This is a genomic window from uncultured Devosia sp., assembly GCF_913055165.1.
Lineage (GTDB): Bacteria > Pseudomonadota > Alphaproteobacteria > Rhizobiales > Devosiaceae > Devosia.
In genome coordinates, this window is record NZ_CAJXJS010000006.1 from 37,811 (window position 1) to 57,298 (window position 19,488).

The following is a 19,488-nucleotide window of genomic DNA, read 5'->3' on the forward strand; positions in this document are numbered from 1 at the left end:
CATGGTCTGGACCAACCGCATCTTGCTCGTCACGGGCGCCTTGATCGCTTTCGTGCTGTCCCTTGCCGTCCTCTTCGCACCGGCTGCCTTCTACGCAGGTTACGGCATAACCGTCGGCGGTGACATCGCCCTGCTAAACGAAATGAAAGCCCCCGCCGGCGCAATCCTGCTCGCCGCCCTTGTCATGGCTGTGGGCCTCATCAACCCGGCATGGCTTGGTAGCGCGCTGCTTGTCGGTGCCCTGCTCTATCTTGGTTTCGGTCTCGGGCGTGTGATTGCCCTCACATCCGACGGCATACCTCCAGCATCGCTGCTTGCGGCCATGGCCGTGGAACTGCTGCTCGGTCTGGGCTTTTCCCAGGCACTTTGGCGGCAGAGCCCGAGATAATTTTGCGAAACGGCATGGGTGGGCTTGCCCCACCCTGCCCCCTCGGATAGACCGCAGCAAATCGCAAGGGATGCGACATGCCGCAGCAAAACTCCGCCCGGTTCTCGGGCGACTTCCCCCCGTTCCAGCAGCGCCATCTGATTTCCATTGCTGATCTCCAGCAGCACGAAATCGTCGATCTTCTCGACCGCGCCGAACGGATGATCGAGATCTCCCGCCAGGAGCGCAAGTCGCTCCCCACGCTCTCTGGCAAAACCCAGATCAATCTCTTCTTCGAGCCCTCGACCCGCACCCAGTCTTCCTTCGAGATTGCCGGCAAGCGGCTGGGCGCACTCGTGGTCAACATGTCGGTCAAGACATCGTCTGTCTCCAAGGGCGAAACCCTGATCGACACTGCCGCCACGCTCAACGCCATGCGTCCCGACGTGCTCGTGGTTCGCCACTCTGCGGCCGGCGCAGTGGAATTGCTGAGCCAGAAAGTCGGCTGCTCCGTTGTAAACGCAGGCGATGGCGCCCATGAGCACCCGACCCAGGCTTTGCTCGACGCCCTGACGATCCGTAACCACAAGGGTACGCTCGCCGGCCTCACGGTTGCCATCTGCGGAGACATTGCCAATTCGCGCGTGGCCCGGTCCAATCTCCTGCTGCTGGGTGCGCTCAATGTCCGCACCCGCGTCATCGCCCCCCGCACCCTGCTGCCACCGGGCATAGAGAACCTGGCCACCGAGGTTTTCACCAACATGGAGGAAGGGCTTCGAGACGCCGATGTCGTCATGATGCTGCGCCTCCAGCACGAACGCGCCAATGGCAAGATGATCCCGTCGGTGCGGGAATATTATCGCTTCTACGGGCTCGACGAGGACAAGCTCCGGCACGCCAAGCCCGACGCTATCGTCATGCATCCGGGCCCCATGAACCGCGGCGTTGAGATCGACCCCGCCATCGCCGACAGCGAGCGTTCGGTCATCACCGATCAAGTCGAAATGGGCGTTGCCGTCCGCATGGCGGTTCTGGACGCTCTTCTGCCCGCGAGGAACACCCCATGACCCGCCCTCTTGTCATCGACAATGCGCGGATCGTCGACCCCGCATCCAACACCGATCAGCTGGGCGCCGTACTCATCGAAGATGGACGGATCAGCGATCTCGCCGTTGGCGGGCCTGCGGGTGTTCCTGATGATGCCGAAGTGATCAATGCCAATGGCCAGGTGCTGGCGCCCGGTCTGATCGATATGCGCGTTTTCGTAGGCGAACCAGGCAAGGAATATCGCGAGACATTGGCGTCCGCCGGTGCAGCAGCGGTGGCGGGCGGCGTGACCAGCTTTGTGATGATGCCCGAAACCACGCCGGCCGTGGACGATGGTGCGTTGGTCGATTTTCTGATCCGCCGCGCCGAAGCGCAGTCACCCGCCCGGATATTACCCGCTGCGGCCATCACCAAGGGCCTCGCAGGCAAGGAGATCACCGAGTTCGGCCTGCTCAAGGACGCCGGTGCGATTTGTCTCACTGATGGCGCCCAATCTATACAATCCTCGTCTCTTTTGCGCAGCGCCATGGGCTATGCCGCCAATTTCGACATGCCGTTCATCCATCACGTGTCGGATGCTGCCCTGACAGGCGATGGCGTGATGAATGAAGGGCTGTTCGCCACGGTCCTTGGCCTCAGGGGCATCCCGCGCGAAGCCGAAACCATTCCCCTGGCCCGCGACCTGCAACTGGCCCAGCTGACCGGGGTGCGCTACCACGCCGCGCAGATCTCCACCGCCGGCTCGGCAGAGCTTGTGAAGACGGCAAAGTCCCGTAACGAGAAGGTTACGGCCGGCATCTCGATCAACAATCTCTGCCTCAACGAGAATGACATCGGCCGCTATCGTACCTATTTCAAGCTGAACCCGCCCTTGCGGACGGAAGATGACCGCCAGGCCATGATTGCAGCCCTGCGCGAAGGCATTATCGACACGATCCATTCCGATCACGACCCGCAGGATACCGAGGTCAAGCGCCAGCCCTTCGCGGAAGCCTCCAATGGCGCAATCGGTCTTGAAACCCTTTTGGCAGCGGCCCTGCGCCTGGTGCATTCCGGTGACCTTGGCCTGATCACCGTCCTGCGCGCCATGACCAGCCGTCCTGCCGAAATTCTGGGGCTGGAAAGTGGCCGCATCAGTCGGGGAGCGCCGGCCGACCTCATCCTGGTTGATCCCGAATATCCATGGCAGGTAACCGAAAAGAGTTTCCGTTCGCGCTCCCGCAACACCAGCTTTGAGGGCGCGCGGATGCAGGGCAAGGTCATGCGCACCATTATGGGCGGTCGGACTGTGTTCATCCACGAGGACATTGCGTGACCATCCCCTTTTTCGATGGCCATAACGACACGCTTTTGCGACTTCTCGATCACCCGCGCATCGACAAGCTCGACTTGTTCATTAAGGGGAGCCAGGAGGGACACCTGGACCTGCCGCGTGCCCGGCAGGCCGGCATGGTGGGCGGTTTTTTCGCCATTTTCCCGCCCCCACTCAAGACAACCCCCGCCGCCATTGCCGCAGCGCCGGACTACACCAGGGGCAACCTCCCGCCTGAGCTCGCTCAGTCCAATGCACTGCAGTCGACCAACGCCATGGCGGCCCTGCTGCTGCAGCTCGAACGTGCTAAAGTCCTGAATATCTGCCGGTCTGCCGCGGAAATCCGGTCGACCATCAAGTCGAGCCGTCTCGCCGCTCTGTTCCACATCGAAGGCGCCGAGGCCATCGACACCGACTTCAGGACTTTTGAGGTTCTATACGCGGCCGGCCTCAGATCCATCGGCATCACCTGGAGCCGCGCCAACGCATTCGGCACGGGTGTACCGTTCCGCTTCCCCGCCGATCCCGATATTGGTCCTGGCCTCACCGATGCCGGCAGGCAGCTGGTGCGCCTGTGCGATGAACGCGGCGTCCTTGTCGACCTGAGTCACCTCAACGCGGCAGGCTTTCGAGACGTCGCCGCAATCTCGACCAAACCGCTGGTCGCCACCCATTCCAACGTGCACGCCGTCTGCCCCAGCACCCGCAACCTTCTCGACTGGCAATTGTCGGCCATCCGCGAAAGCAAGGGGGTAGTCGGGCTCAACTATGCCACTGGCTTCCTGCGGCCCGATGGGCGGTTCGATGCCGATACACCCCTCGAGCTGATGGTCCGCCATGTTGACGCACTCGTCGAGGCCGTCGGTGAGGACGGCGTGGCCCTAGGCTCGGATTTCGACGGCGCCATGATCCCGGTAGAAATCGGCGACGTTACCGGTGTGCCCAAGCTCCTCCAGGCCCTGCTCGACAAGGGCTATGGCGAGCCTCTGGTCCGCAAGATCGCGCTGGAAAACTGGCTCGGCGTCATCGAACGAACCATCGGCTAGCCGCAGCCAAGCCTGGGTTGCTGCAGCACAAATTCCCTAAGAAGAGTCAGAGAGCCTTAGAACGGCACGTCTTCGGACTTGGTCGCTTTCTTCGCCGGAGCCTTTTTGGCCGTTGCCTTTTTGGCAGCCGGTTTCTTTGCCGCGGCTTTCTTGACCGGCGCCTTCTTCTTTCCGCCGGTTGCTTCGGCGCGCGCTGCAATCAGGGCGATCGCCTGTTCCAGCGTCACATCTTCCGGCTTCAGATCCTTCGGCAATGTCGCGTTGACCTTGCCCTGGTTGACATAGGGTCCGTAGCGGCCGGAACGCACGGTTATCGGTCCGCCGTCATGCTCGAACGTCTGAATAGCGGCCACCGCCGCGCCACGTCCCCCACGACCGCCACCGGCCGCCTTCTGCGCGATAAGGTCGACGGCGCGGTTGAGACCAACGGTGAACACCTCTTCCACATCCGGAAGATTGGCATATTTGCCGTCATGCAGCAGGAACGGACCATAACGCCCGATGCCTGCCGAAATGGGCAGACCGGTTTCTGGATGCAGCCCCACCTCGCGCGGCAATGACAACAGTTGCAGCGCCTTTTCCAAGGTCAGGCTGGCGGCTTCCCAGCCCTTGGGCAGCGACGACCGCTTGGGTTCCTTGCCGTCACCCAATTGCACATAAGGCCCGAAACGGCCGGATTTGAGGAAAACTTCTTCGCCGCTTTCCGGATCCGTGCCGAGCACGCCATCGCCCGCCGCCGCCTCCGACGATTGGCCCGTGGCCGCGTCCGAAAGCTGCATCGTATGCTTGCACTCGGGATAGTTCGAGCAACCAATGAATGCACCGAACTTGCCAAGTTTCAGCGACAGCGTACCTGTGCCGCAAGTCGGGCACTTGCGTGGATCGGTTCCGTCTTCGCGCGCGGGGAAGATGTGGTCGGCCAGCATGTCGTTGAGGGCATCGAGCACCTCAGAGACGCGCAAATCCTTGATCTCCTCGGTCGCAACCGTGAAGTCCCGCCAGAAATCGCGTAGCAGAACCTTGTAGTCAAGTTCGCCAGCCGAAACCTGATCGAGCTGCTCTTCCAGATGTGCCGTGAAGCCATATTCGACATAGCGCGAAAAGAAGCTCTCGAGGAACGAGGTCACGATGCGTCCGCGATCCTCTGGATGCAGCGCCCTGCCCTCAAGCTTCACATAATTGCGGTCCTTCAGCGTCGCCAGCGTCGCCGCATAGGTGGACGGGCGGCCGATGCCGAGCTCTTCCATCTTCTTGATCAGGCTCGCCTCGGTATAACGCGCCGGTGGCTGCGTGAAATGCTGCTCGATCTCGACCTTTTCCAGCTTCGGTTTGTCGCCGACAGTCAGGGGCGGCAGCTCACGACCATCCTCGTCGTCCTCATCGCCATCGGTCTTGGCCTCAACACCATAAAGCGTGAGAAAACCCGGGAAGGTCACGACTGAGCCCGTTGCCCGCAGCGTCACCGCGCGGCCCGGCACGTTGACGGCGATATCGACACTTGTGCGGTCTATCTCTGCCGAGGCCATCTGGCTGGCGAGGGTACGCTTCCATATCAGCCCATAGAGCTTGGCCTGATCCGCATCAAGACTGAGGCTTTCCGGCCGCTTGAACATGTCTGTCGGGCGGATCGCTTCGTGCGCTTCCTGCGCATTTTTGGCTTTGGTCTGATAGATCCGTGCCTTTTCCGGCAGGTACTTCTCGCCGAAATATTTCCCGATCACCGAGCGGGCCATGGCGATACCCTCGGGCGCCATTTGAACCGCATCGGTTCGCATATAGGTGATTAGCCCATCCTCGTAGAGACGCTGGGCGATCTGCATGGTTCGGCTGGGCGATAGGCCCAGGCGCGAAGACGCATCCTGCTGCAGGCTCGAAGTCGTGAAAGGCGCATAGGGGTTGCGCTTGGTCGGCTTCTTTTCGACATTGGCGACATTGAACTGTCCGCCCTCGATCAGCGCCTTGAGCGCTTGGGCATCCTCGCCAGTCTTGATATCCAGCTTGTCGGTCTTCTTGCCGTCCACGGCAAACAGGCGCGCCAGGAAGCTCTTGCCGCCTTGCGCCAGCTGCGCCTCGACCGACCAGTATTCGTCGGGCCGGAATTTTTCGATTTCGCGTTCGCGATCCGAAACCAGCCGCAGCGCCACGGACTGAACACGACCAGCCGAGCGAGAGCCAGGCAACTTGCGCCACAGAATGGGGGACAGAGTGAAGCCGACGAGATAGTCGAGCGCCCGGCGTGCCAGATAGGCGTCCACCAGGGGCATGTCGATGTCACGCGGCCTGGCCATGGCCGCCGTCACAGCGTCCTTGGTAATGGCGTTGAACACCACGCGCTGCACCGAAGTATCCTTCTTCAGCGCCTTTTTGGCCCTGAGCACGTCCAGGATATGCCAGGAAATCGCCTCGCCCTCGCGATCCGGGTCGGTCGCCAGGATAAGGCCATCCGCCCCCTTCAGGGCCGTGGCTATGTCGGAGATGCGCTTTTTTGCCGCCGTATCGACTTCCCAGGACATGGCGAAATCTTCGTCCGGCCGCACCGAACCGTCCTTGGCCGGCAGGTCGCGGACATGGCCGAAACTGGCCAGGACCTCATAGTCCTTGCCCAGATATTTGTTGATTGTCTTGGCCTTGGCCGGACTTTCAACGACGACGACCTTCATGGATCTTGGTTCCGCAACTGCTGCTCAAAGAGCGCGCAACATGGTGAAGCCCGTAGCCGGTGTCAACGGGGAGACCGGACGGTGGCGTTTTCACTTCATCGGCATTTGCCGATAGAGGGCTTGCGCGCGGCCTTCCATACATGCTCAGATGATGCAGCGCGTCCTGCGCCCCGGTTCAATACCATCATGCCTGATCGAGCCGCGTTTGCCTGTGCAACGATGCGCAATTGCGGCCGGGTCAATCGAGGAGGAAATCCAATGCAATATCGCAACCTGGGCAATAGCGGTGCCGTCGTGTCCCATCTGTGCCTCGGCACAATGACCTTCGGCGCAGAGTCCGACGAGGCGACCTCTCATGCGCTCATGGATGCCTATGTCGACGCCGGAGGCAATTTCCTCGACACTGCGGACGTTTACTCTGCAGGCGTATCCGAGGAGATTGTCGGCCGCTGGCTCAAGACCAAAAAACTGCGGGACCTGGTTATCGCCACAAAAGGCCGCTTTCCCATGGGGGATGGGCCCAATCACATCGGCCTTTCGCGCAAGCACCTGTCCGAAGCACTTGAAGCCTCGCTGCGCCGCCTTGGCGTGGAGCAGATCGACCTCTATCAGATGCACGCCTTCGATGCGCTGACGCCGATCGAGGAAACGCTGCGTTTCCTCGACGACGCGACCAGCTCGGGCAAGATCGCCTATTACGGCTTTTCCAACTTCCTTGGTTGGCAGCTCACCAAGGCCGTCTGGATCGCCAGGATGCAGGGCTTTGCCCCTCCGGTAACCTTGCAACCACAGTACAATCTGCTTGTCCGCGACATTGAGCACGAAATCGTTCCGGCCTGCCAGGACGCCAATATGGGCCTCTTGCCCTGGTCGCCGCTGGGGGGCGGCTGGCTCTCGGGCAAATACAAGCGCGACCAGATACCCACCGGGGCCAGCCGCCTTGGCGAAAATCCCAAGCGTGGCATGGAAGCCTATGAAGCGCGCAATGCGAAATCCAGCACTTGGGACATCATTGGTGCGGTTGAAGATATCGCGAAATCCCGCGGCATCAGCATGGCACAGGTCGCACTGGCCTGGACGTCCGCACAGCCGGCTGTAACCTCCGTGATCCTGGGTGTCCGTACGTCCGAACAGCTCAAGGACAATCTCGGTGCCGCCAGCCTCGTCCTCAGCACCGAGGAACTGCAGCGGCTCGATGCCGTCAGCAAGCCCGAAATGGACGACTACCCCTATGGCACCGGCGGCATCGGCCAGCGTCACCGCAGGATCGAAGGCGGCCGCTAGCCAAATCCCGGTCTCGCTGGCAATCGCAGCGGGACCGCATTCACACTTGCCCACGACCCGGCAGAAATGGTGTCTATGGGCGCAATGACCGACCTCACCGCCTCGCTGATTCCCGATTTCGACCTTGCCTCCCGCAACACGCTGGCGTTGCAGGCACGATCCCGCTTTGGGTTCGTCCTTGAGGACGCAGATCAGCTCCCTGCCCTGTTCGACTATGCCAGCAGCGAAGCGCTCGCAGTTCGCCTGCTGGGCGGCGGCAGCAATGTCGTTCTGGCGCCAGGGTTTGATGGTATCACCGCGCTGATTGCCTCCCGCGGCCGCAGGATTGTCGACGAGACCGCCACCCATACCCTTGTCGAAGCCGCCGCCGGCGAGAACTGGCATGACCTCGTCGCCTGGACAGTTGAACAGGGGCTGGGTGGTCTTGAAAATCTTGCCCTGATCCCCGGCACGACCGGCGCCGCCCCGGTACAGAATATTGGCGCCTACGGATCCGAGCTGGCCAACAGCTTCCACTCCCTGGACGCTTTTGACCGGCGGACCGGCAAGATGACCGTTTTTGGTCTCCAAGCGTGCGCCTTCGCCTATCGCGATAGCGTCTTCAAGCACGAGCCTGATCGCTATGTGGTCACCAAGATCCGGCTGGCGCTGCCCAAGGCTTGGCGGCCCAATCTGGGTTTTGCCGGCCTGGCGGAGTTATCCGGTGCAGGCGATCTCTCACCACGCGTCGTCATGGAGCGGGTGATCGCCCTGCGCACCAGCAAGTTACCGGACTGGCGTGTGACCCCCAATGCCGGTTCCTTCTTCCACAATCCGGTCGTGGCCGCGGACATCGCGGCGCAAATCCTGGAAGAGGACACCTCCGCCCCCAGCTATCCCCAAGCCGACGGTCGGACCAAGCTGTCTGCCGGTTGGCTCATCGAAAAAAGCGGCCTCAAGGGATACAGAATGGGCCCGGTCGGCGTATCGGAACGCCACGCCCTGGTTCTGGTCAATTACGGTGGGGCCCAACAGTCGCACATTGCCGCGCTTGCCAGCCATATCAGGCAAACCGTTCAATCCCGTTTCGGTATCATCCTGACCCCTGAACCGATCTTCTGCTGAGAGCAGACGGCCCCGGGCGCACGGGATCGACCGGCCAAACGGCTCTCAATCGTGGCGAAGCGCCACCAACTGCCCGCTCGACCATTCGACCTTCCCGCCGATGTCGAGCTCGAGCAACAGGATCTGCATCACATGGGGCGCTATGCCGGTCTGGACGATCAGCTCGTCTACTTCGATGGGTGTGGAACTCAGCGCATTGAGTAGGCGCGCCCGCTCATCCGCTACAGGCTCGCTGTCCACTGAATCATCTGCAGGAGGCTCCCATTCCGGATCGAACAAGACATGCCGGGCCGGATCGGCGCTGCTCACCACCTCAATGATATCGGCAGCATTGGTAACCAGCCGGCCCCCCTGCTGGATCAGTAAGTTTCCGCCCTCGGCGCGCGGATCGAGCGGCGAGCCGGGAACCGCGAACACGTCCCGGTTCTGTTCGAGGGCGAGCCTGGCGGTGATCAGCGAACCGGATCGCTTTGCCGCCTCCACGACCACCACACCCAGCGACAGGCCAGACACCAGCCGGTTGCGCCTGGGAAAGTCACGCGCTCGTGGCTCCCAGCCCAGGGGCATCTCCGTCAACAAGGCGCCGCCATTGTCGAGAATGTCATGCGCCAGTGGAATGTTCTCATTGGGGTAGATGCAGTCGAAGCCCCCCGCCAGCACCGCTATGGTGCCCGTTGGCAGGCTCGCGCGATGCGCGGCAGTGTCGATCCCCCGGGCCAGTCCGGAAACCACCGTAAACCCTGCCGCACCTAAATCTGCGGCAAGCATGCGGGTCATTTTCACCCCAGCCGTGGAAGCGTTACGCGCGCCCACAATGCCCACCGTCCGGTGCCAGTCCAGCCCCTCGCCACCGGCCAGGCTGATCAAGGGTGGTGCCCCTGGAATCAACCCCAAATGCCGGGGATATGCAGGTTCGCCCTGGGCCACCAATCGCGCCCCATAGCGTGCAAGACCGGCAATTTCGTCTTCAGCGCGAGCCTGACTGATCGCTGTCATCGGACGCCCGGCCTTGGCGCTGAGGGCAGGCAAAGCCTCCAGCGCGGCTTCAGCCGAACCGAAACGTTTAAGCAGCTGCCGGAACGTGACAGGCCCGATATTGTCGGTGCGGATCAGCCGAAGCCAGGCGATGCGTTGGGCGGGCGTCAGTTCGGTTGTCATGCCCGCCGCCTGCATCATCCGGCCTTCTTGCCGGCGCCGATGGTGGGTTCGGTTCCCTTGAGAAGTCGGCCAATATTCTCCCGGTGCTGGAAGAACAACAGCAGCGCCAATCCACTCACGACCAGTGCGAGGCGCTCACCGCTGAAGACATAAGCGAAGATTGGGGCGGTCGCGGCGGCCGTCAGCGCCGCAAGGGACGAGATATTGCGGGTGAAGGCTATCAGCAGCCACACGCCGCAGAAAATCAGCCCGGCCGGCCAGGACAAGGCCAGTAGCGAGCCGATCATCACGGCAACACCTTTGCCACCCTTGAAACCGAGCCAGGCAGGAAAGCAGTGTCCAAGAAACGCCCCCAAAGCCGCGACCCGCGCGGCATCCTCACCCCAGAAGTAACGGGCGATGAGGATGGGCGCCACTGCCTTGAGCGCATCCAGCACCAGCGTCGCGGCGGCCACAGGTCTGTTGCCCGTGCGCAGCACATTGGTGGCGCCGATATTGCCCGAACCGATGGAACGGATGTCGCCAAGGCCGGCCGCCCGGGTCAGGATCAGACCGAACGGAATCGATCCGGATAGATAGCCGATGACAGCGGCAAAGATGATCGGAAGAATTTCGGCGGGCACGAACAATCCCCTCCTTGTGACGTTCCTGCAAGGTCTAGCCTTTCGGCGCCCATCGTCACAAGAGGGACGCGCCGTTTGCGCACCATCGCCCTTATCCTCAGGTTTGGCAAAGCCGCCCCGATCCCCTACATAGAGGGCAATTCTCCAGAACAGTATTCATGGCAAAAACTCCAAAATTCAAGAACACGTCAGGCCCGAAACGCCCGCGATTGCCCGTTGCCGAGCGTCTGCCGACGCGCGAGCAATTGCTTGAGGCGCTTGCTCAGGAAGACAATATCAAGGGCAAGCGCGATCTGGCCAAGGTGTTTGGCATTCGCGGCGATCTCAGGCGTCCTTTCAAGGCCATGCTGGCCGAATTGGAGGGCGAAGGCGTTATCACGCGTACGCGCAAGGCCCTGCGCCGCACGGCCGTCCTGCCCCACGTCACCGTACTTGACATTCCCGGCGACGCCGACCCGGATGATCTCCACGCCTTCCCCGCGCAGTGGAACCCTGAGGAAGGCGAGATGCCGCGCGTACGCGTCCTGATCGGCTCCCACGCTCGGGTGGTACCGGCCCCTGGCGATCGCATCCTCGCCCGTATCGATGCAGGCGAAGACGCCATCCCCGACTACACGGCCAGGCCGATGAAGGTGTTGGACAAACCCCGCCGGGCCCATATTGGCATCGTCCGCAGGGACGAGGACGGCGCTCGACTCATCCCGGTTGACCGCAAGCAGAAAGAGATGCGCATCGCCCTGGGCGATCTGGGTGACGCCGGCGACGGCGATCTGGTCGAGGTCGAGGTTAAGTTTTCCGGCCGTTTGATGATTCCCCGTGCCCGGGTCACCAAGGTAGTAGGCAATCCGCATTCGGAAGGCGCAGTCTCCCTCATCGCCATCCACAATCTCGAGATTCCGCATGTCTTCCCGCAGAGCGTGCTGCGCGAGGCCGAGGAAGCAAAGGAAGCGACCCTCAGGGGCCGCGAGGACTGGCGGGACCTGCCGCTGATCACCATCGACCCGGCCGACGCCAAGGACCACGACGACGCTGTCCATGCCGCACCGGACGAGGACGAGAAAAACCAGGGTGGCTATGTGGTCACCGTCGCCATCGCGGACGTGGCCGCCTATGTGCGCCCCGGCACCGCCCTTGATCGCGAGGCCTATCTTCGCGGCAACTCGGTCTACTTCCCCGACCGCGTCGTGCCCATGCTGCCCGAGCGCATCTCCAACGAACTGTGCTCGCTCAAACAAGGTGAACCCCGTGCCGCACTCGCGGTACGCATGGTGCTGGGTGCCGATGGCCGTAAGAAAAGCCACAGCTTCCACCGGGTACTCATGCGATCGGCGGCCAAGCTGAGCTACCAGCAAGCCCAGGCCGTCATTGACGGCAACCCCGACGATCAGACCGGTCCGCTGCTTGAGCCGATTCTGAAGCCCCTTTGGGCTGCATATGCCGCGATGAGCAAGGCGCGCGACCAACGTGGCCCGCTCGAGCTGGACCTTCCGGAGCGCAAGATCCTGCTCGACGAAAAAGGCATGGTCCGCGACATCCATATCCCCGAGCGGCTTGATGCCCATCGGCTCATCGAGGAAATGATGATTGCGGCCAACGTCGCGGCCGCCGAGACGCTGGAGCAAAAGCGTACCGAACTGCTCTACCGCGTCCACGACGAGCCTTCGTCCGAAAAATTGCAGGCCTTGCGCGACTTCCTCGGCTCGCTCGACATCGCAGTCAAAAAGTCTGACAGCGTCCGCGCCTCCGACTTCAATGGCATTCTCGGCCAGGCCCGCAAGGCCGGCAATATCGAGCAGGTCAGCGAAATGGTGCTCCGCTCACAGGCCCAGGCCGAATATGCGGCCGAAAACTATGGCCATTTCGGCCTCAACCTGGATCGTTACGCCCATTTCACCTCGCCTATCCGCCGCTATGCCGATCTTATCGTACATCGCGCCCTGATCCGGGCCCTTAGCCTCGGCGACGATGGCCTGACTGACCAAGAAGCGGCCAAGCTCCCCGGCGTCGCCCAGCACATTTCGGCCACCGAGCGCCGCGCAATGCTGGCCGAGCGCGAAACATCGGACCGCTTGCTGGCCCAGTTCCTGGCCGAGCGCGTCGGCGCCCGCTTCATGGGCCGGATTTCCGGCATCACCCGGTCGGGCCTGTTTATCCGCCTGCTTGAAACAGGCGCCGATGGCTTCATCCCCGCTTCGACCCTGGGTCAGGATTACTATCGCTTCGTGGAAGAGCGGCAGGCTATGATTGGCGAGCGCAGCGGTGAAACCTTTACCTTGGGGGACCGTGTTGAGGTCCGGCTGCTCGAAGCCGCGCCGGTAGCCGGCGCGTTACGGTTTGAGCTGCTTTCCGAAGGTAAGCGTGGCAATCCGCCACCTTCAAGACGGCCGCGAAAAGGCCCATCTAGGAGCTTCGGTCCAAAGGGCCGGAGAAAGAGGTAGCTGATGACCGATCAGATTCGCGCACTCGATGAGCGCAGCGTTCCCCAGGCCATGTGGCGCGGTGCGATGTGCCGTTGCCCGCATTGCGGCCAGGGCAAGATGTTTCGCGCCTATCTCAAGACCGCTGATCAGTGCGATGTCTGCGGCGAGGAACTCAGCCACCACCGCGCTGACGACTTTCCACCCTACATCGCCATAACTATCGTGGGGCACATCATCATCTTCCTGATGCTGCATTTGGACATGACCTATCATGTCCAGCCCATCACTTACGTCGTGACCATGATACCCTTGGCCATTGTTCTGCCGCTCGCAATGCTGCCCTCGATCAAGGGGGCCATCGTCGGCCTGCAATGGGCAAATCGCATGTACGAATTCGGAACCGGCCAGCGCGACTGACCCCGCACGTCAACCTCCGCTGGCCCGCAATCCGGGCGCCCTGACAGGGTACGGTTATCGACTTGACATCTAGCCGCAAATCCGTAGTTTGCGCGCAAATTCCGGCGCTGCCCCGTCCGCGGCGCCTTTCGCTTTGTGAAGGACTCAAGAAATGGCCAAGGCCGCCACCATCAAGATCAAGCTCGTCTCGTCGGCCGATACCGGCTTTTTCTACGTGACCAAGAAGAATGCCCGTACCCAGACCGAGAAGCTGGCGTTCAAGAAGTACGACCCGGTCGTGCGCAAGCATGTCGAATTCAAGGAAGCCAAGATCAAGTAATCTTGCTTTCCAGCCAAAATGAACAAACCCCCGCAAGTGATTGCGGGGGTTTTGTTTTGGTCGCCAGGCTGCGCATGCTTGCGTCCCCACTCCTCACACAAGCGCCTTCTGGCCGATGCACAAGGAATGGGGCGTCACTGCGTCCACAGGTGACTGCGCACAACATATCCCACTCTGAATAGAAAGAGTGGCTGGTCCGGAGCGGCATGTCGAAGAGGCCACTCTGTCCGCGTCCGGACCAACCGCCCTACGGAACTCAGGAGTTGCGGCGGACCTGAGATGGGCCGTAGGGAGCAGAGGGTATTGGGATTTGTCCCAAGACCATCTGTAGCAAACCTAATCCCAACCCCGGCAAAGGCCAAGCGAATCCATCGCGCAACGGCGGGCAACCGTTTGTTAACTAAAACAAATAACCCTAATGCGCGGCAATTTAGGAAACCACGGCTAGGCCGCGTCGAAGATGACCCGGTTCCGCCCTTCTCGCTTAGCGCGATAGAGTGCGACGTCAGCCCGTTTGATCAGGCTCTCCGGCGTATCGGCATGGGTTTCATTGAGCGACACCCCGGCTGAAACCGTAACCGATAGCGCACGCGCCGCGCCGATTTCGAACGGCTTTTCTGCAATGGCCTGCCGTACGCGTTCGGCCACCGCTTCCGCCTGTCCGGTATCGGTATCCGGCATGAGTACGACAAATTCCTCGCCGCCAAAGCGGCAGGCCAGGTCGACACCGCGAATATTGCGCTTGAGCCGGGCCGCGAACTCCCGCAGCACCGCGTCACCTGCATCATGGCCGTGATTGTCGTTGACGGCCTTGAAGTGATCGATGTCCAGGATCATCAGCGCCACGTCCCGGTCCTGCTCCTGCGCCTTGTTCAGCATCACATTGAGATGCCTGTCGAAATAGCGCCGGTTGTAGAGACCAGTGAGTTCGTCGGTCACGGCCAGTGCCATGGTGTTGTTCACGCTCTCGCGCAGTTCCATGGCATAGCGGTGGCGTCGAATCTGGGTGCGCACCCGCGCCTGCAATTCGTTCCGATCCACCGGCCGGCTGATATAGTCGTTCACGCCGAGATCCAGCGCCCGAACCACTTGCGGCTTGTCGCTCGCATCCGCCATCAGGATGATCGGCAAATTGCGCGAATGCTCTACCGTTCGGATCTGCGAGCTGACGCGCAGCGGGTCAAACCCATCAAGGCTCATGCTGATCAGGGCCAGCTCATACCCTGCCCCGGCCACCTGGAAGACGGCATCGGCCGGCTCGGTCAATATGTCCACGGCGTGATCAGGTGTCAGATAGCCCTGGATACGCTCGGCATGTCGCCGATCCGTATCGATGATCAGCACAGAGCCACCGCTGGCAGAAATGCTGTCCATGGCCCGCAGCGCATCCTCAACAGCAATCTGCTGTCCTGTGAGGGCGCGCGCCCGCAATTCATCGGTCAGAGACTTGAGCCGCACCAGGCTCTTCACCCGCGCCATGAGCTGGGTGTCGTCCACGGGCTTGGTCAGGAAGTCGTCGGCGCCCGCGTCTAGCCCCTGGACCCGGTCGGAAGCCTGATCCAGTGCGGTGACCATAAGCACCGGCACATGGTGGGTCTTCGGATTGGCCTTGAGGCGCCGGCAGACTTCGAAACCGTCCATCTCAGGCATCATGACGTCGAGCAGCACGATGTCGACGTCCTGGCTGTCACAGATCGCCAGGGCCTGAGCGCCTGAGCTGGCCGTCAGCACCTCGTAGTATTCTGCGGCTAACCGTGCCTCAAGCAGACGGACATTAGTGGGAATATCGTCAACAATCAGAACGCGCGCGGTCACAGCATTACTCCGGATACCAGCGGCCAACCGGCAGAATACGCACCGGCTTCAAGCCCCCGCCCAAGCTGGCCGCAGGGTGTGCTGCGGCGTCAGGCAGGCCCAATATAGTGGGCAATGGTTTCCAGAAAGTGAGACACCGAAATCGGCTTGGAGATATAGCCCTCGCAGCCGCCCTGCAGGATGCGCTCCTCATCGCCTTTCATGGCGAAGGCCGTCACCGCCACAACCGGAATATGAGCGAGCTGGTCATCGTCCTTGAGCCACTTGGTCACCACAAGGCCGGAAACCTCAGGCAGCTGGATATCCATCAGGATCAGGTCCGGCATATGCGCCCGCGCCAGGTCCAGCGCTTCCATCCCGTTGCGGGTCTGGATGACGGCATAGCCGCGCGATTCCAGCAGATCGTTGAAGAGCTTCATGTTCAGCTCATTGTCTTCCACGATCATCACAGTCTTGGGCATTCTACCTCGCTTGGACACCACCGGGTGTCCGGCCCGGAAAACGTCGACTCGCCCGTCGGCGGCACTTCGCTTTCACATGCATTCTGGGCTAACATCCAAACTCTAACAAAACACCAAGTGAGACCGCTGCGTGCCTGTTTCCAATCGTACCGCGCCCGACATAGGCGCGCTCGCAGACGCCTGCCTGGGGTTTCTCGCGGAAAACCCCGAAGAGCTGCTGGCCTTCATGCAACATGCAGGCATGACACCGGATGCCTTGCGGTCGGCGGTCGGCTCCACGCGCCTGCAACGTGGTCTCATCGACTACTTTGCCGCAAATGAAGCGATTCTGCTCGCATTATGCGCCAATTCCGGCATGACGCCGGAGCAGTTCATGCGGGTCTGGCACCACCTCAATAAAGTCGAATGAAATGGCGACGGACTGGTTCTGCCGCGACTGCCTGACCTCGGGCTCGACCGCCCAGGTGCCCACGCGCTGCCCGGCCTGCGGTTCACCCCGCCTCCGCAGCCATGAAGAGATGTTCGCGCTCTCTGTCGCCCATGTCGACTGCGACGCCTTCTATGCCTCAGTTGAGAAACGTGACGATCCGTCATTGCGCGACAAGCCGCTCATCATTGGCGGCGGGCAACGTGGCGTGGTGTCCACGTGCTGCTACATCGCGCGCCAGTCTGGTGTCCGCTCGGCAATGCCCATGTTCAAGGCCCGCGAGCTTTGCCCTGAGGCCGTCGTCATCAAGCCCGACATGGCCAAATATGTTGACGTCAGCCGCCAAATCCGCCGCCATATGGAGGCACTAACCCCTCTGGTGGAACCGATTTCCATCGACGAGGCCTTTCTCGACATGACTGGCACCGAGCGGGTGCATAAGGCGCCCCCAGCGCTGAGCCTGGCCCGTTTCGCGCGGACCATCGAGCAGGATATTGGCGTCACAATTTCGGTCGGCCTGTCCCACAACAAGTTCCTCGCCAAGATCGCCTCCGACCTCGACAAGCCACGCGGCTTCGCTGTCATCGGGGTCGCCGAAACAATCGAGTTCCTGGCGCCCAAACCCATCAACCTGATCTTCGGGGTCGGCAAGGTATTCTACGAGCGGCTCAAGAAGGACGGCTACCACACTATTGGGCAATTGCAGCAGGAAGACCCTGACCGCCTGATCCGGCTCTATGGAGAATCCGGGGCCCGCCTGGCCAGGCTCGCCCGCGGCCAGGATGCTCGCCGCGTATCCATCGATGGCGATATGAAAACCATCTCTTCCGAAACCACCTTCCTGCGCGATCTGGCCTCCCTCGATGAACTCTCCACCGAACTGCTGAAATGCTCGGAACGCCTATCAGACCGGCTCAAGTCCAAGGGCGTGGTGGGTAACACGGTCACAATCAAGCTCAAGACAGCCGGATTTAAGTTGCGCACACGCGCCCGACACCTGATGATGCCCACACAGCTTGCCAATGCGCTCTATGAAGCAGGCATGGCCCTTCTGGCGCGGGAGGTAGATGGTACGCCGTTCCGCCTCATTGGCATCGGGGTTTCAGGCCTTGAACCAGCGGACGGCTCGGACCCGGGCGATCTGCTGGAACCGCAGGTGGCCCGCAAGGCCGCCGCCGAGCGCGCCATGGACAAGGTCCGCACGCGCTTTGGCCGCGCGGCAGTTGTCCGTGGCAAGTTGTATACCTCCCGGCCCGAACCGCTCTCGGGCCCGGCATCCGAAGAAGAAGCAGACGACCTCGAAGGCAAGACCACATGACCGACCCGATCGAAAAGCTCCGCGAATACGGCTATGAACTGCCGGCGCCCAAGGCCCCGGTGGCCAGCTATGTCCCTGTCAACCGCAGCGGCAACCTGCTCTACGTGTCCGGCCAGCTCTCCACCAACGAATCCGGCGTAGTACAAGGCCTGTTAGGCGACACCATGAATGTCGTGCAGGGCGGCAACGCGGCCGAGCTTTGCGCCGTCAATATCCTGGCCCAGATCGTCCACATGGCCGGCGTGCCGCTGCACGAAATCAAGAAGATCGTCAAACTCACGGTCCTGGTCGCCTCCACCCCCGATTTCTTCGAGCAGCATCTGGTCGCCAACGGCGCTTCAAGTTTGCTGGTCGGCGTTCTCGGCGACAAGGGCAAGCACGCCCGTGCAGCCTTTGGCGTAGCTGCCCTGCCCATGGGTGCAGCCGTTGAAATCGAGGCCATCGTCGAGGTTTAAGGGACGTGGCCCGGGTTGACGCCCGGGCCCGGCCACCCCATATCGACCAGACCCATTCTCAGGGCGCTCGTCCCAGTGTCTGCAAGCGGTTACACGGCAACAATCCATCCCACCACGGCCGATATCCCGGCCGCGGTATGGAATAACCTCGTCCCGGCGACCGACGGCATCCCCGACAATCCTTTTCTCGACCACGCCTTCTTTCTGGCCCTGGAGGAATCAGGGTGTGCCACCGGCAGGACCGGTTGGCAGGCGCAGCATGTTCTGCTCGCCAATGACACCGGCGAGCCGGTAGGTCTGCTGCCGCTTTTCCTCAAATCCCATTCCATGGGCGAATATGTCTTCGACCACGGCTGGGCCAACGCGCTGGAGCGCGCCGGCGGCCGCTATTATCCCAAGCTGCAGGGCTCGGTTCCCTTCACGCCCGCGACCGCTCCGAAGCTGCTGGTGCCGTCCGGTGGCCTCGAAGCCCGTGCTGCACTGCTTTCGACGGCCCAGCAGCTGACCTCCCGACTGGATGCATCCTCGGTGCACCTCACCTTCATCCCCGAGGCCGAAGCGGCACTTGCCAGCTCCCTCGATTGGTTGCACCGTACGGACACGCAGTTTCACTGGCATAACCGCGGCTATGCCAGCTTCGAGGAGTTCCTCGAGAGCCTGTCTTCGCGAAAGCGCAAGACCATCCGCCGCGAGCGCCGCGATGCCTTGGCCGACGGACTCACGGTCCGCTGGCTTTCCGGTACCGACATTCTTGAGCACCATTGGGACGCCTTCTTCGCCTTTTACGAAGATACCGGCGCGCGCAAATGGGGCCGGCCCTATCTCAACCGCACCTTCTTCTCCCTGCTCGGCCAATACATGGCCGACCGGGTGGTCCTCATGCTCGCCTATGACGGCGACGAACCCATCGCCGGCGCCATCAACTTCCGGGGCAAGGACAGGCTTTACGGCCGCAATTGGGGCGCCGTCCGCGATGTGCCCTTCCTGCATTTCGAGGTCTGCTACTACCAGGCGATCGACTACGCGATCAGCCATAAGCTGGCTGTCGTTGAGGCCGGGGCCCAGGGCGAGCACAAGCTGGCGCGCGGATACGAGCCAGTGCTGACCCACTCGGCTCACTGGATCGCCCATCCCGGCCTGCGGCGTGCCGTCGCAGACTATCTGGCCGACGAGCGCCCGGCCATCGAGCAGCAGCAGGAACTGCTCGAGCAGTTCACCCCCTTCCGCAAAGGTGAGCGGCAGGAGCGATCTTAGC

Annotated in this window: 18 protein-coding genes; 13 read left to right on the top strand and 5 right to left on the bottom strand. The window is 61.9% G+C overall.

Annotated elements, in window-relative coordinates; genetic code table 11:
• The first annotated feature begins 1 nt into the window (after position 1).
• The 4 genes from QZ564_RS03705 (at position 2) to QZ564_RS03720 (ending at position 3,772) form a co-directional block, all read left to right on the top strand.
• The gene (locus QZ564_RS03705) at positions 2-388 is read left to right on the top strand and encodes a DUF4345 domain-containing protein (RefSeq protein WP_297104806.1); all 387 of its coding nucleotides are present in this window, start codon (positions 2-4) and stop codon (positions 386-388) included.
• A gap of 77 nt (positions 389-465) precedes the next feature.
• Positions 466-1,434 (top strand): aspartate carbamoyltransferase catalytic subunit, encoded by a 969-nt coding sequence (locus QZ564_RS03710; RefSeq protein WP_297104809.1) that lies wholly within the window; start codon positions 466-468, stop codon positions 1,432-1,434.
• Positions 1,431-2,729: a dihydroorotase gene (pyrC, locus tag QZ564_RS03715; RefSeq protein ID WP_297104811.1), complete on the top strand. Its 1,299-nt coding sequence runs from the start codon at positions 1,431-1,433 to the stop codon at positions 2,727-2,729. Before QZ564_RS03710 ends, pyrC begins: the two co-directional genes overlap by 4 nt.
• On the top strand, positions 2,726-3,772 hold the full coding sequence (locus tag QZ564_RS03720) for a dipeptidase (RefSeq protein WP_297104814.1): 1,047 nt from the start codon (positions 2,726-2,728) through the stop codon (positions 3,770-3,772). Before pyrC ends, QZ564_RS03720 begins: the two co-directional genes overlap by 4 nt.
• A gap of 56 nt (positions 3,773-3,828) precedes the next feature.
• Here QZ564_RS03720 and topA read toward each other — a convergent pair whose 3' ends face one another.
• Positions 3,829-6,432: a type I DNA topoisomerase gene (topA, locus tag QZ564_RS03725; protein ID WP_297104817.1), complete on the bottom strand. Its 2,604-nt coding sequence runs from the start codon at positions 6,430-6,432 to the stop codon at positions 3,829-3,831.
• A 258-nt stretch (positions 6,433-6,690) separates the two neighbouring features.
• On the opposite strand from topA, the gene QZ564_RS03730 reads away from it, so the two are divergent.
• Positions 6,691-7,716 carry an aldo/keto reductase gene (locus QZ564_RS03730; protein WP_297104821.1) on the top strand — a complete coding sequence of 342 codons (1,026 nt, stop codon included), beginning with the start codon at positions 6,691-6,693 and terminating at the stop codon, positions 7,714-7,716.
• An 84-nt stretch (positions 7,717-7,800) separates the two neighbouring features.
• Complete coding sequence (gene murB / locus QZ564_RS03735) at positions 7,801-8,820, top strand: UDP-N-acetylmuramate dehydrogenase (protein WP_297104824.1); 1,020 nt, start codon at positions 7,801-7,803, stop codon at positions 8,818-8,820.
• Between the two features lie 45 nt (positions 8,821-8,865).
• On the opposite strand, the gene dprA is transcribed toward murB, so the two are convergent.
• Positions 8,866-9,978, bottom strand: coding sequence for a DNA-processing protein DprA (gene dprA, locus QZ564_RS03740; protein WP_297104827.1), 1,113 nt, complete (start codon positions 9,976-9,978; stop codon positions 8,866-8,868).
• 14 nt (positions 9,979-9,992) lie between these two features.
• Positions 9,993-10,601 carry a glycerol-3-phosphate 1-O-acyltransferase PlsY gene (gene plsY / locus QZ564_RS03745; RefSeq protein ID WP_297104830.1) on the bottom strand — a complete coding sequence of 203 codons (609 nt, stop codon included), beginning with the start codon at positions 10,599-10,601 and terminating at the stop codon, positions 9,993-9,995.
• A 158-nt stretch (positions 10,602-10,759) separates the two neighbouring features.
• On the opposite strand from plsY, the gene rnr reads away from it, so the two are divergent.
• The 3 genes from rnr (at position 10,760) to rpmG (ending at position 13,757) form a co-directional block, all read left to right on the top strand.
• Positions 10,760-13,039 (top strand): ribonuclease R, encoded by a 2,280-nt coding sequence (rnr, locus tag QZ564_RS03750; RefSeq protein WP_297104833.1) that lies wholly within the window; start codon positions 10,760-10,762, stop codon positions 13,037-13,039.
• A gap of 3 nt (positions 13,040-13,042) precedes the next feature.
• Entirely contained in the window at positions 13,043-13,438 is a 396-nt protein-coding gene (locus tag QZ564_RS03755; protein WP_297104837.1) for a DUF983 domain-containing protein, read from the top strand.
• A gap of 151 nt (positions 13,439-13,589) precedes the next feature.
• The gene (rpmG, locus tag QZ564_RS03760; protein WP_297104840.1) at positions 13,590-13,757 is read left to right on the top strand and encodes a 50S ribosomal protein L33; all 168 of its coding nucleotides are present in this window, start codon (positions 13,590-13,592) and stop codon (positions 13,755-13,757) included.
• 444 nt (positions 13,758-14,201) lie between these two features.
• On the opposite strand, the gene QZ564_RS03765 is transcribed toward rpmG, so the two are convergent.
• Positions 14,202-15,572 carry a PleD family two-component system response regulator gene (locus tag QZ564_RS03765; protein ID WP_297104843.1) on the bottom strand — a complete coding sequence of 457 codons (1,371 nt, stop codon included), beginning with the start codon at positions 15,570-15,572 and terminating at the stop codon, positions 14,202-14,204.
• Between the two features lie 89 nt (positions 15,573-15,661).
• Complete coding sequence (locus tag QZ564_RS03770; RefSeq protein ID WP_297104846.1) at positions 15,662-16,033, bottom strand: response regulator; 372 nt, start codon at positions 16,031-16,033, stop codon at positions 15,662-15,664.
• A gap of 130 nt (positions 16,034-16,163) precedes the next feature.
• Between QZ564_RS03770 and QZ564_RS03775 the strand changes: the two genes are divergently transcribed.
• From QZ564_RS03775 to QZ564_RS03790, 4 genes are all read left to right on the top strand, one after another.
• The gene (locus tag QZ564_RS03775) at positions 16,164-16,442 is read left to right on the top strand and encodes a DUF3572 family protein (RefSeq protein ID WP_297104849.1); all 279 of its coding nucleotides are present in this window, start codon (positions 16,164-16,166) and stop codon (positions 16,440-16,442) included.
• A gap of 1 nt (position 16,443) precedes the next feature.
• Positions 16,444-17,778, top strand: coding sequence for a DNA polymerase IV (locus QZ564_RS03780; protein WP_297104851.1), 1,335 nt, complete (start codon positions 16,444-16,446; stop codon positions 17,776-17,778).
• The gene (locus tag QZ564_RS03785) at positions 17,775-18,233 is read left to right on the top strand and encodes a RidA family protein (RefSeq protein ID WP_297104854.1); all 459 of its coding nucleotides are present in this window, start codon (positions 17,775-17,777) and stop codon (positions 18,231-18,233) included. Before QZ564_RS03780 ends, QZ564_RS03785 begins: the two co-directional genes overlap by 4 nt.
• Positions 18,234-18,356: 123 nt before the next feature.
• A complete protein-coding gene (locus QZ564_RS03790) occupies positions 18,357-19,487 on the top strand; it encodes a GNAT family N-acetyltransferase (RefSeq protein WP_297104997.1) in 1,131 nt (376 codons plus the stop codon).
• Position 19,488: the final 1 nt, after the last annotated feature.

Excerpts from the sequence above, each read along its gene's own strand:
- QZ564_RS03705 (WP_297104806.1), top strand. The coding sequence starts at position 2 with ATGGTCTGGACCAACCGCATCTTGCTCGTCACGGGCGCCTTGATCGCT.
- QZ564_RS03710 (WP_297104809.1), top strand. The coding sequence starts at position 466 with ATGCCGCAGCAAAACTCCGCCCGGTTCTCGGGCGACTTCCCCCCGTTC.
- rnr (WP_297104833.1), top strand. The coding sequence starts at position 10,760 with ATGGCAAAAACTCCAAAATTCAAGAACACGTCAGGCCCGAAACGCCCG.
- QZ564_RS03780 (WP_297104851.1), top strand. The coding sequence starts at position 16,444 with ATGGCGACGGACTGGTTCTGCCGCGACTGCCTGACCTCGGGCTCGACC.
- rpmG (WP_297104840.1), top strand. The coding sequence starts at position 13,590 with ATGGCCAAGGCCGCCACCATCAAGATCAAGCTCGTCTCGTCGGCCGAT.
- dprA (WP_297104827.1), bottom strand. The coding sequence starts at position 9,978 with ATGACAACCGAACTGACGCCCGCCCAACGCATCGCCTGGCTTCGGCTG.
- QZ564_RS03785 (WP_297104854.1), top strand. The coding sequence starts at position 17,775 with ATGACCGACCCGATCGAAAAGCTCCGCGAATACGGCTATGAACTGCCG.
- QZ564_RS03770 (WP_297104846.1), bottom strand. The coding sequence starts at position 16,033 with ATGCCCAAGACTGTGATGATCGTGGAAGACAATGAGCTGAACATGAAG.
- pyrC (WP_297104811.1), top strand. The coding sequence starts at position 1,431 with ATGACCCGCCCTCTTGTCATCGACAATGCGCGGATCGTCGACCCCGCA.
- murB (WP_297104824.1), top strand. The coding sequence starts at position 7,801 with ATGACCGACCTCACCGCCTCGCTGATTCCCGATTTCGACCTTGCCTCC.
- QZ564_RS03730 (WP_297104821.1), top strand. The coding sequence starts at position 6,691 with ATGCAATATCGCAACCTGGGCAATAGCGGTGCCGTCGTGTCCCATCTG.
- topA (WP_297104817.1), bottom strand. The coding sequence starts at position 6,432 with ATGAAGGTCGTCGTCGTTGAAAGTCCGGCCAAGGCCAAGACAATCAAC.
- QZ564_RS03755 (WP_297104837.1), top strand. The coding sequence starts at position 13,043 with ATGACCGATCAGATTCGCGCACTCGATGAGCGCAGCGTTCCCCAGGCC.